Genomic DNA, 11,359 nt, shown 5'->3' with positions numbered 1-11,359 from the left:
CACGGCGCACGCCTACCCGGGTGCGGAACCGTGGTCGCGGTCCCGCACCCGGGCTCGCCCCCCGGGTGCGGGACGGAAGGATCGGATCGCGCCGCAGCACGATGTGCTGGTCCATCGTGCGTCGTCAAGCTCGACTATGATTGCATCGTCCTCGACGGTATTGCGGTCTGTGATGGTCGGAGGTCTACATGGCGCCTGCGCCACGGTTTCATCGGGTCGCCGCACTGCAGCGGCGTTTCGTGGACCGCGAACCGGTGCTGGCGGCTTTCGCCGAAGAGCTGACCCATCTAGGTGACGGTCCACGGGTCTTCAACGCCATCGGCGTGGGCGGTATAGGTAAGTCACGACTACTGCGCGAGTTGAAGGACCGGGCGGCAACCCGGTATCGAACGGCATCGCTCGATCTGCAGGTGCACTCGTTGCGCCAGCAGGAAGACGCGCTGGCGGTGCTACGTAACGAACTGGGGTCGCAAGGGGTCCACTTCGATCGCTTCGACATCGCCTACGCAGTGCTGTGGCAGCGGCTACACCCACATCTGCGGTTGAATCGTTCGGAACTGGCATTCGTCGACGAGAGTTCCATTCTCGCGGATATCGCCGACACGATGACCGGAATTCCGATTTTCGGTACGGCCCGCGGCCTTGTCAAGCTGTTGGAGCGTGGCGGCTGCGACGTACGCCGCCGCCTGCGGGTGCGGCGCGATCCCACCCTGGCGACACTCGACGACCTGCCGAACAGTGAGCTCGCCGACGCCGTCACGTTTCTGTTCGCTGAAGACCTTCGGGCTGCCAGCCAGGACAGACAGTATGTGATCATCCTTGACAGCCACGAGGCACTGGTGCCGAACCCGGTACGCACCGGACGGGCGCAACTCGCGGATGCCTGGCTACGTGATCTCGTGGCACAGCTCGACCGCGGCCTGGTGGTCATCGCCAGCCGGGAACCGTTGCGGTGGGAACTGACGGATCCCGACTGGGACGGCCTCATCGAGATATGCGACATCGGCGGCCTGCCCATGGAAGCCCGGCTGGAACTCCTCGACACCGGCGGGATCACCGATCCGTTCCAGCGCCAGACAATTGCGGACGCCAGCGCAGGTCTCCCATTCTATCTGAACCTGGCGGTGGACACGCACCTGCAGACCGGCGGGCGGGTCAGCGGTGCCCTCGTGTCCCAGCAGGAGATCTTGGCGCGCTTTCTTCAGCATGTCGCCCCGGAAGAGATTCGATCACTGGAGGTCCTGAGCCCGGCGCGAATCTTCGACTATGATATTTTTCGGATGCTGACGGCCACGTTCCATCTCCCGGGACATCGCATCGCCTGGGAATCCCTCACCGCATATTCATTCGTCTACCCGGCGAACACCGCGCTGCGGTTTCATCAGCTCATGGCCGCAGCCCTGCGGGAACGGCTTTCTCCGGGCACCACCACCGACATCCACGCCCTGCTACAGGGACTGTGGGAGAACCGGGCCGACCAGGCGACCGGCCGGGACAGCGGCGCTCATGCCGCCCGCGCCCTGCGGGAGGCCGCGTATCACGCCCTGCGGGGTCGGCAGATCAGCGGCGACAGCATCCTCGGCTATGCCGACCACGCGGTTCGCCGTGGGGGACACAGCGCCGCCCAAGGCATCACCGAGGACCTGCGCGCCCGGCTCAACGACCAACCCGACCACGACAACCTGCCCGAAGCGCTGCGGTGCCTGCAGGCTGAGGCGGCGATTCGCCTCGGCGACGCGGCCACGGTCACGGCGCTGGTTCCCGAACCGGTCACCGCTCTGTCCATCGACACAATGGTCGGCGCGCGGCTCACCGTGGCCGCCGGACATGGTCGACGCATCGCCGGTGAGACCCAGGCCGCGCTCGACGCCTACACCCAGGTCTGGGACCGCGCCACGGGGGCATCCCGGCTGACCGCGGGCCTGTGGGCCGCCGACCTTCACATGGCCCAGGGCCGGTTCCGAGACGCGGAAGCACTCGCCACCGACCTGAGTGCGTCCGCTCCGGGGCAGGACACCGAGTTTCACGGAGACGTGGCCCGGATGCGTCACCTCGCCCACCGGTTCGCGTTCGAGTTCGACGCCGCCGCCCGCTATCTCGACGAGGCCGCCGCCCACTACACCGCAGCCGATAGCGTTCTCGGGTTGGCCAACATCCAGACCAACCGGGCCGAACTCCTCGCCTACACCCACCCTGCCGAGGCCATCGTCGAGGCAGGCCAGGCGATCGAGATCCAACGCGAGATCGGCGCCCATCACGAGCTCGGAAAGGCGTATACCGCTCTCGCCATCGGGCAGCTCCGATGCGGTCAGCTCGACGAGGCCGAGACCTCCCTACGGTCCGCGTGCGCCGCCCTCGATGGAGTCGGGTATCGCTCCGGTCGAGCCCGCGCCGAGTTCTACCGCGCCCTGGTCCATGCCCGCCGGGGTCAGCTCGACGAAGCGGTTTCCTCGCTCCAGTGGAGCGTCCGCGAGCTGGAAGCAGCCGACGTCTACCCGACAATCATCCTCTGCTCGGCGCACGCACTGTCCATCCTCGGCATCGATGACGGGCAGGTGACCGCCGCCGCGAGCCGGGCACGGGCAGGAATCCAGCCGTTCGGCACGCTTACCGATCTTGACGCCCGCGTCGAGGACTTCGTCGCCGACCTGCTCAACGGGCACACGTGGCGGCCCGACGAACTGTACCGGCAGGCGGTCGGGCGCCCCGATGCCTCGTCGGGTTTCTACAACCACAACATCCGGATGGACACGCCGGCCGGAGACGTGATTGTTCGTATCCCGATTCCGGGCAGCGACATCATGGACCTGATGATCTGGCCGGAAGGGGACGTGCTGCGCGCCATCCGCGGGACCGTGACCCACGCGCCCCGTCTGCTCTACGCCCGCATGCAGCCCCGCTATCAGATCGTGGAATTCCTTCCCGGTCAGCTCCTCGACAACACCGCACCACGCGGCACCCGCGTCCCCGACCACGTCATCGGCGACGTCGTGGAACTCTTCGGGCAGCTCGGCCTCGTCCCGCGCGAACGCCTGCCGCAATCGCCGCCAGGCTGGCCGGCGGACGGGCGGACCGCCGACTTCGCCCGCCGCCTGTCCGCTGTCACCGCAGGCGTGCATTCCCGGTTCCTCCCCGACTTCGGCGATCTGTACGCCGAGTTCGGCATCCCCATCGACGCGCTCACCGAGATCAACAGTCGATGGACGACGCTGCACCCGCGGCCTTTCCGCCTTCTCCACACCGACATCCACCGCAAGAACATCATCATCTCGGATGGCCGAGCCTACTTCCTCGACTGGGAACTCGCCCTGTGGGGCGATCCGGTCTATGATCTTGCGGTCCACCTGCACAAGATGAGCTACCAGCCCGACGAGTCAGCCGCACTCGTCCATGGGTGGACCTCCGTTGTCAACGGTCCGGCCACCGAGGGATGGCAGTCAGACCTCGACACCTACCTCTCCCACGAACGGGTGAAGTCCGCCATCGTCGACACCGTCCGCTACACAAAAATCATCACCGAGAGAAACCTCAGCCGCGATGACACACATGCATTCATCGACAAGCTCGTCGGGAAACTCGCCGCCGCGCACGCCGTACTCAGCAACCGAGTTACCATCGACCACGAGGCCGCCGCAGCCCTCATACAGCAGTGGGCCGGCAGACGCCGATAGCCAGAGCCCAGCAAGAACGGCCGGGTGTCCGCGCGGATCGACATCAGTGGAGTCCACGGACGTGGTGGACATCGCGTGGCGGCCGAGTTTTGGGGAACCAGTCACGGTTCAGGGACCGCAGACCGTACTCTGCTCCCCCAAATTCGCCGACCTGGCGCGCCGAGCCGAGTTGCTCCCCGAGCTGGACAAGTCCCTCGCCGCCAAAAAGTCCACCGGACCCCGTAAAACCTTGCGATCCCGCGTAACTCCGTGAACGCGCGAATCCCCTGCTACGGCTGGGTTTCCCGCCGGTCGGCGCGGAACTGGTCGATGACCACGGTGAACTGGCCGTTGACCGTGACATCGGTAATGCCGGAGAACAAGGCGCCGGTTCCCGGCAGCGCCACGACCGTACGGACACAGACGACGAACGACGCGCCCGGCTCCAGGGTTGCCGCGCCGTCTCCGGGATCCCCCGCACCACAGTCGGCGCCCTCGGGAGCGAACCGGACCTGTGGCGCGCCGGGGACGCCCTGGTCGGCGAGGGCGAGCTGCGCGGCGAGCCGCGCCCGGTCCAAGCCCTGCGTCTCACTGTCCGCGGTGGCGAACGCCCGCCCGGCCTCCCGGGCGGCCTGGGTCACCCCGAACGCCGCGCGCTGCACCGCGAAGACGCACAGGAACAGGTAGACGAACGGGATGAGCAGCACGACGGACAATCCAACGAATTCGATCATCGCCGAACCGTCGTCGGCCCTTGTCGCCCGGCCTGCCTGTCCGGGCCCGACAACGCGGCCTATGCGACCGACGCAGCGCACGAAAGCCACACAACCTGTCCTGATCATCAGGATCGCCCGCGGCAGGGAGTGCAGGATCGCCCTCGCGACCCGATCTCCCGCCACGCCACCCCTCGTCACGGCAGTTCCTTGAGCGCATGGCCCTTCACCCTGATCGTGATGCCGTCGCCCAGCGGGACCAGGACGAGCGGCACGGCAACCCGGCAGGTGACCTCCGCGAGCGGCGTGCCACCCGGCCCGTCGACCTGCGCCCCGGTGCAGACGGCGTCGGACCGTCCCGGGATGGTCCGCGCGATGAGGGTCTGGGCGTAGGGACCGCCCTCGCTCGCCGGCACGCCGAGGTTGGCCGCGTGCCTGGCTCCCTCCGCGGCGTCCGCCGCGAGCGTGTTGCGGATGTGCAGCACCAGGCCGACCTGGATGATCCCCAGGATCAGGAAGAGCAACAACGTCCCCACCAGGATGAACTCGACGACGGCCGATCCGCCGTCAGCCGCGTCCGAGGCGTCCGAGGCGTCCGAGGCGTCCGAGGCGTCCGAGGCGTCATCCTCGACCGCGTCCGGTCGGTGCCCGGTTCCCCTGGGGCCGCCGTCGATCCCGTCCGGCCCCGCGGCGGCCGCGAGCTCAGCCGCCACCGCCGATACCCGACACCGAGTTGATGGCCGAGGTGAACAGGTTCTGCAGAGCGGGCGTCGCCAGGGTGGCGATCGCGACCACCAGCGCCGCCGTCATGACGGTTATCATGACCCAGCCGGGGACGTCCCCCCGGTCGCGATCATGGCGGCTGCCCGCTGCGACGGCTGACCGCCAGGCCCGCCATCTCGCTTTCACGGCCTGCCCTGTTCGTCCCATGTCTCCTCCTTCAGGCTGGCTGATCCGACCTCGCCGGACGGGCGTGTCCACCCCGCGGGCGGCCACCTGCGCGCCCCCGGACACTCACTGCGCGATCACGGTGAAACTCACCAGGGCCGGGTAGAAGGCAAAGATCACGGTCGTCGGCAGGACGAGGAACACGACCGGGATCATCATCGCGATCTCCTTGCGGCCACCGGCCTCCAGCAGCTGCCGCTTGCCCGCCTCACGCGCGTCGACGGCCTGCGCGCGCAGGATGTCCGCCAGCGGCGTCCCCCGTTCGATCGCGACCGCCATCCCGTCGACGAACCGCACCAGGGGCGCCAACGCCGTGCGCGCCGCGATGCCCTCCAACGCCTGCACGAGGGTGGCCCCGGCGCGGGCGTCGGCCAGCGCAAGCCGCAGCTCGCGCCCAAGCTCGCCGTGGGTCAACCGGCTGACCCGCTCCAGCGCCCCGATGGCCGACTCCCCCGCGGTCACCGCGAGCGCCAGCAGCTCCGCGATCGTCGGGAACTCCAGCAGCATCCGGTCCTCGCGCTCGGAGATCGCCCGCGACAGCCAGTAGTCCCGGGCCACCACCCCACCGGCCGTGCCAGCGACGATCAAGGCGACACTGACCAGGGCCGGCGGGCCGACGCCGAGCAGCGCGCGCAGCGCCAGCAGGAAGGCGCCGATCAGCGCCCCGCTGGCCGCGCAGATGACCTGCTGGACGCGGAACTCCTCGATGCTGGTCCGTCCGCCGGCCTGGGTCAGCCGGCGTTGCAGGACGGCCCGGCCCCCCAGGAAACGGTCGAGTCGACCGGCGGCGTCCGCGAGTAACGGGCGCGCGAGCGCCTCGACCGCGGCGAGGCCCGGCCGCGGCACCCCCCGCGGCCGGTCGTCGAGCAGCCTCGAGGGTGTGGGGGTGTCCCGCAGGTAGGGATCGATTCGGTCAGCGAGGTGGATGCGCCGGGCCCGGGGGGAGCGGTAGACGATGATGACCAGGCCCAGCCCGACGAGGAACCCGATCAGCGCACCGCTGGCGACCGTGGTCATGATCCCGCCCCCCGGCCGGCTACCGCTCCCCCGCGCAGCACCCGGCCCTCCTCCGGCAACCGGCCGATCCGCTTCATGAGCAGGTAGGCGAGGGCCGACACGGCGCCGCCCACCACGAGCACCAGGACCCCGGTCGGGCTGTCGTAGGCCCGCACGTTCTGCCCCCGGGTGGCCAGCAGGAGCAGCACGATCCAGGGGGCGGCGAGTGCGAGTCGGGCGGCGTTCACCGTCCAACTCTGCCGCGTCTCAAGCTCGGCGCGGGTGCGGGCGTCCTCCCGCAGGAAGGTGGACAGCGTGCGCAACAGCCGGCCGAGGTCGGTCCCGCCGACCTCCCGGGCCATCCGCAGCGACTCGATGATGCGGTCGGCCACCGGATCGGCGAGCTCGTCGGCGAGGCGGTCCAGGCAGGCCGAGAACGACCCGGTGGCGCTGTAGTCCTCGCCGAACCGGGTGAAGGCCGGTCGCAGCTGCACCGGCCCCCGCACCCCCACCGCGGCCAGGCCCTCGGGCAGCGACATCCCGGCCCGCACCGCGCTGGACAGGTTGTCGACGACGTCCGGCCACAGCTCCCGCAGATCATGCCTGCGGGCATGCCGCCGGCGGACCACGAGGGCTCGGGGCAGCAGACTCGCAAACACGACGAAGGCGCCGGCCAGCGACACGGTCTCGGTGAATGCCAGGACGACCAGGCCGACCAACAGGCCCAGACCCAGGCTAATCATGACGAACTGGCGAGGGGTCATGCCGCGGATGCCCGCCTGGGCGAGCAGGTCGCTCGTCGACCGTTCCCAGCGCGCCGTCGCCGACCAGGCCGGGAACCGCGGCCGGCCGCTGGTGACGATAAGGAACAGACCCAGACCGAACAGCAGGCCGAGGAAGGTGCCCATCAGCGCTCCGCGGCAATCTCGGGCCAGCCCCCGCCAGGCCGATGATGATGGTAATCATGGTCGCTCTGGGCCAGCAGGGCGGGCAGGTCGTAGCCGGCGCGGGCGAACCGTTCGGGATGTGGCGGGAAGCCGTCGGCGCGGACCAGTCCGTCCGCGCGCGAGCGGTAGATCTGGGCAATCTCGATGACATCCCCCTCCGTCCGGCCGGGCAGCGCGACGACCTCGGTGACGCGGCGCCGGCCCGAGACGTCCTTCTCCAGATGGACGACGAGGTCCACGCTGGCGGCGACGGTGGGCACCACGAAGGCGTGGCTGACGTTCTCGCCGGCGAGCAGGGGCAGGGTGCACAGCTTCGTCACGGCCTCGCGAGCCGAGTTCGCGTGCAGGCTGCACATACCGGGCAGCCCGGAGTTGAGCGCGATCAGCAGGTCGAGCGCCTCCTCTTGGCGAACCTCGCCGACCAGGAGCCGGTCCGGGCGCATCCGCAGGGCCTCCTTGACCAGCCTGCGCAGCCGGATTTCCCCGCTGCCCTCCAGGTTGGCCTGCCGGGTCTGCATCGCCACCCAGTCGGCGGCCCGCAGCTTCAGCTCGAACACCTCCTCGCAGCTGATCACCCGTTCCCGGGCCGGGATGGCCGAGCCGAGACAGTTGAGCATGGTCGTCTTGCCGGCCTGGGTGCCGCCCGCAACGATGATGTTGAGGCCGGCGACGACGGCGGCGTCCAGAAAGGCGGCCGCTGCCAGCGTGATCGTCCCGAGACCGACCAGTTCGTCCAGGCTCGACGCGGACAGCACAAACTTACGGATGTTGATCGACCAGTGCACCCGGGTGACATCGGGGATGACCACGTGCAGCCGGGAACCATCCGGAAGCATGGCGTCGACGAACGGGGTCGAGAGATCCACCCGCCGGCCCGAGGACTTCAGCATCCGCTCGACGAGGTCCTGGACCTGATCGGCGGTCAGAATGGTCGTCGTCAGCTCGCTGCGACCGGCCCGGGCGACGAATACCCGGCCCGGCTCGTTGATCCAGACCTCCTCCACAGTCGGGTCGTCGAGGTGGCGTTGCAGCGGCCCGAACCCGGCAACCGCGTCATAGACCAGCCGGGCGGTGACGTCCCGGTCGACGACCGGGGGAAGGTCACTGACGAGGGCCCGTTCCTCATAGTCGGCGAGCACCTCGTGAACGAGCTGACGCACCTGCGCCGGGTCCCGCACGGGATCGAGAGAACGCCGCCGGACGAGCTCTCTGACCTCGTCCTCCACGAACGATGTCGCGTCCAGCCAACTGCCGCGTGCCACCGCCACGGAAACCGCTGCTCCTCCGACTTTCGTCTCTTCCCGCCCCGACAATTGCCACGAAGCGTAGAAAGAAGGTCACTGGTAAGCAACCCCCGACGTCGGGGGCGGACGCAACAACGTTCGCACAACCCCCACCGAGGGTGTGGAGCGGGTAGGGCTCAGCTAGGCCACAGCCCGTACAGGGTCCCACCTTGACCACCAAGGCTGCTACTCTCCGCAGCCAAAAAGCGGCCGCGGACCGGACATCTATCCTCGCTCTGCGCGCATATCGACTGCACCGACGGTGCACCAACCGCCCCGGAAACGCCCGCGCGATTTCTCCCTCGAAACGACGCCGAGGCGATAGCCTTTCGGCGGTCCCTAACCCGAACATCCCTGTAGTCGATATCGCATCGCTGGGTCGACAGGCGGAAACCCCCCACCCCGCCGGTCTCATCCAGCGTCCCACCAACGCCTGCTTCGGGGGTCCCTTCCGTGTCCGGTCAGCCAACAACCAGCGCGGTCGTCAGCCGCTCGCGAGAACCTCATTCGGCCACCAGGGCGGCGTTGCCCCCGACGCATCCCCGGCATGATCCCCCGGGGGGGAAAGGGGCATCACGATGAGTGGCGCCCGGGATCCCCGATCGTCAGACATGTTCGACACGACCGCTTGGAAAATGTTCTGGCGGATTGTCGAAAACTGCCCGGTCGCGGTATTCGCCACCGATGCGGAAGGCCGGTATCTCTTTGTGAACCGACTGTGGTCCGAGTTGACCGGCGTTACCCGCGACGAGGCGGTCGGACGGGGATGGCAACGCATTGTCCATCCCGGCGACGTAGCGAACGTCGGCAGCCGGTGGCGGCACCTCGTCACGCACGGCGACGGGTTTTCGATCCAGGTCCGGTTGATCCGGCCGGGCGAACCGCCCTGCGACGCGGTCATGCAGACGGTGGTGACCTCGGCAGGGGACGGTAGACGACGGATCGTCGGCACCCTCACCGTGCCGTCGGCCAGTGCGTTCGAGAACGCCGCCGGGCCGGTGACGGGTGTGCCGATGAAGGGTGCGCCAGTGTCCTCGCCGCGGCTCCAGGGGCGTCGCTCCCCGATCGGCCCATCGTCCGCGGACCAGCCCGATACCGACGACGTCGCTGTCCGGGAGCGAGCCGAACCCGACGTCGCTTCCCGCGAACCGACGTCTCACAAACCGGCGCATCACGAAGCGACGCATCACGAAGCGGCCGATCTCGAACACCTTGACGACGAGCAGGCCGAACTCGACCGCCTTCACCGTCGCGAGGCGGCTTTCGAACTCGCCGCTCTCGATCCCGACCTCCTCGACGGACACCTGCTCGGTCATGATCTCCTCGGCTTCCAGGCCCTCGCCGCCGATGGGGTGCCCGCGGGCGATCTCGACGGGTTCGGCGTGTTCGACGGACCGGACCCGTTCGACGGACCGGACCCCTGTGATCTGCCGGACCAGTCCGACCAGTCCGACCGGGGCGACCGGGGCGACCGGGGCGATCGGGGCGATCGGGGCTGGGAATGGTCTGTTCCGCTTCCCCGTCGGCCGGTTCCCGGCGAACCGACGCCAGGCCGGGCGACATCCCGCGAATCCACCGAGGATCGGCCCACGGTCGGGTTTCCCCGCGGGACGCTCCCGCCTGGAGCGGAGTGGCGCGCGGCCGTGGCCCTGCATCGCAGCGAGAACGACGACCTGCGTCCCTTCGGACGCGCCAGGGGCTCGAACCACACCTGTGGCTGCCTGTTCTCCGAGGCCCGACGGATCGAGGAGGCATGCCGGGACCGGGAACGCTGGCTGACGACCCTGCTCGCCGAACTGACGACCGCCGTGCTCATCGCCGACCGGGACGGGCGTGTGGTGGCGGTGAACCAGGTGTACTGCGATCTGTTCGATCTGGCGGACCTGCCCGTCGACCTGGTCGGAACGGACTGCCGGCTGCAGCTGCGTCCCCGGCCCGGGCTGGTGGACGATCCATCCGGATTCGCGACGCGCCTGGACATCCTGCTCCGCCGACGGCGGACGCTACGCCGGGAGACGGTGATGTTCGCCGACGGACGGGTGTTCGAGCGTAGCCACATCCCGCTGACCGCGGCCGACGGCTACCGCGGCCATGTCTGGCTCTACTGCGACGTCACCGACCGCCGGATCCTGGAGGCTGAGATCGAGGGACTCATCTCCGGACTGTGACCGAGCGGGGTGGAGGGCGGTCCGGTCAGTAGACGCCGCCGTAGTGCCGGGCCTGCAGATCCTGGGCCTGGCCGACCCAATCGTCGGAGACGATGCGGTCACCGAAGCCATCCAGCCGGTGAGCGAGCCGCTCGACGTCGGTATCACCCATTTCGGCCAGCTGGCTGAAGGTTGTGATGCCCAACGCCCGCAGCCGGGCCTCGATCACCGGGCCCACGCCGACAATCTCCTTGAGGTTGTCGCCGCCCGACCGCACGGGATCGAGGAGACCGTTCCACCGCGGCGCGGGTTCCAGCACGACCCGGCTACCCGTGCCCGGCTGGCCGCTGGCCCCGTTCGTTCCACCGGTGCTCCTGCCACCGGTGCTCTTCACACCGCCGCCACTCCCCTGACCACTCGACGGCGGTCCGCCCAGGGCCGGTGGCCGGTTCTTCGTGGCAACGCCGCTCGCCTGGACCGTCGCCCCCGAGACGTTCGGCTCGGGCGACAGGGCCAGACCGTGCGCGGGCAGCGCGCTCTTCGACGGCCCCGCATCGTTCGGGGTGACCGCGAGGTTCGACGGGACCACACCGCCCGCGGCAGCAACCCCGACCGCCTCGGGGGCCTCGGCAGAGGGGGCGGCCTCGGCAGAGGGGGCGGCCTCGGCAGAGGGGG

The 11,359-nt window shown here is 69.3% G+C and carries 7 protein-coding genes and 1 pseudogene; 2 read left to right on the top strand and 6 right to left on the bottom strand.

Features of this window, described 5'->3' with window-relative positions; all coding sequences use genetic code 11:
• The first annotated feature begins 188 nt into the window (after window positions 1–188).
• Window positions 189–3,671 carry a phosphotransferase gene (locus AC08OO_RS09640; protein ID WP_476609904.1) on the top strand — a complete coding sequence of 1,161 codons (3,483 nt, stop codon included), beginning with the start codon at window positions 189–191 and terminating at the stop codon, window positions 3,669–3,671.
• A gap of 269 nt (window positions 3,672–3,940) precedes the next feature.
• On the opposite strand, the gene AC08OO_RS09635 is transcribed toward AC08OO_RS09640, so the two are convergent.
• The 5 genes from AC08OO_RS09635 to AC08OO_RS09615 all read right to left on the bottom strand — a co-directional run bounded on the left by AC08OO_RS09635 (window position 3,941) and on the right by AC08OO_RS09615 (window position 8,522).
• Window positions 3,941–4,384 carry a hypothetical protein gene (locus AC08OO_RS09635; RefSeq protein WP_476609905.1) on the bottom strand — a complete coding sequence of 148 codons (444 nt, stop codon included), beginning with the start codon at window positions 4,382–4,384 and terminating at the stop codon, window positions 3,941–3,943.
• Between the two features lie 176 nt (window positions 4,385–4,560).
• A complete protein-coding gene (locus tag AC08OO_RS09630) occupies window positions 4,561–5,076 on the bottom strand; it encodes a TadE/TadG family type IV pilus assembly protein (RefSeq protein WP_476609906.1) in 516 nt (171 codons plus the stop codon).
• Window positions 5,077–5,377: 301 nt separating this feature from the next.
• The gene (locus tag AC08OO_RS09625; protein ID WP_476618430.1) at window positions 5,378–6,328 is read right to left on the bottom strand and encodes a type II secretion system F family protein; all 951 of its coding nucleotides are present in this window, start codon (window positions 6,326–6,328) and stop codon (window positions 5,378–5,380) included.
• Window positions 6,325–7,215 (bottom strand): type II secretion system F family protein, encoded by an 891-nt coding sequence (locus AC08OO_RS09620; RefSeq protein ID WP_476618429.1) that lies wholly within the window; start codon window positions 7,213–7,215, stop codon window positions 6,325–6,327. The genes AC08OO_RS09625 and AC08OO_RS09620 overlap by 4 nt, the downstream gene beginning before the upstream one ends.
• Window positions 7,215–8,522, bottom strand: coding sequence for a TadA family conjugal transfer-associated ATPase (locus tag AC08OO_RS09615; protein ID WP_011435232.1), 1,308 nt, complete (start codon window positions 8,520–8,522; stop codon window positions 7,215–7,217). Before AC08OO_RS09615 ends, AC08OO_RS09620 begins: the two co-directional genes overlap by 1 nt.
• A gap of 593 nt (window positions 8,523–9,115) precedes the next feature.
• On the opposite strand from AC08OO_RS09615, the gene AC08OO_RS09610 reads away from it, so the two are divergent.
• The gene (locus AC08OO_RS09610) at window positions 9,116–10,705 is read left to right on the top strand and encodes a PAS domain-containing protein (protein WP_476611713.1); all 1,590 of its coding nucleotides are present in this window, start codon (window positions 9,116–9,118) and stop codon (window positions 10,703–10,705) included.
• A gap of 25 nt (window positions 10,706–10,730) precedes the next feature.
• Here the strand turns inward: AC08OO_RS09610 and AC08OO_RS09605 are convergent.
• Window positions 10,731–11,359: pseudogene (locus AC08OO_RS09605) on the bottom strand (hypothetical protein); the annotation flags it as partial.

This window comes from Frankia sp. CeCAU1 (assembly GCF_977971845.1).
Note: the sequence above shows the minus strand (reverse complement) of the source record. Positions and strands in the feature narration are given on the sequence as shown.

Excerpts from the sequence above, each read along its gene's own strand:
- AC08OO_RS09625 (WP_476618430.1), bottom strand. The coding sequence starts at position 6,328 with ATGACCACGGTCGCCAGCGGTGCGCTGATCGGGTTCCTCGTCGGGCTG.
- AC08OO_RS09635 (WP_476609905.1), bottom strand. The coding sequence starts at position 4,384 with ATGATCGAATTCGTTGGATTGTCCGTCGTGCTGCTCATCCCGTTCGTC.
- AC08OO_RS09620 (WP_476618429.1), bottom strand. The coding sequence starts at position 7,215 with ATGGGCACCTTCCTCGGCCTGCTGTTCGGTCTGGGTCTGTTCCTTATC.
- AC08OO_RS09640 (WP_476609904.1), top strand. The coding sequence starts at position 189 with ATGGCGCCTGCGCCACGGTTTCATCGGGTCGCCGCACTGCAGCGGCGT.
- AC08OO_RS09610 (WP_476611713.1), top strand. The coding sequence starts at position 9,116 with ATGAGTGGCGCCCGGGATCCCCGATCGTCAGACATGTTCGACACGACC.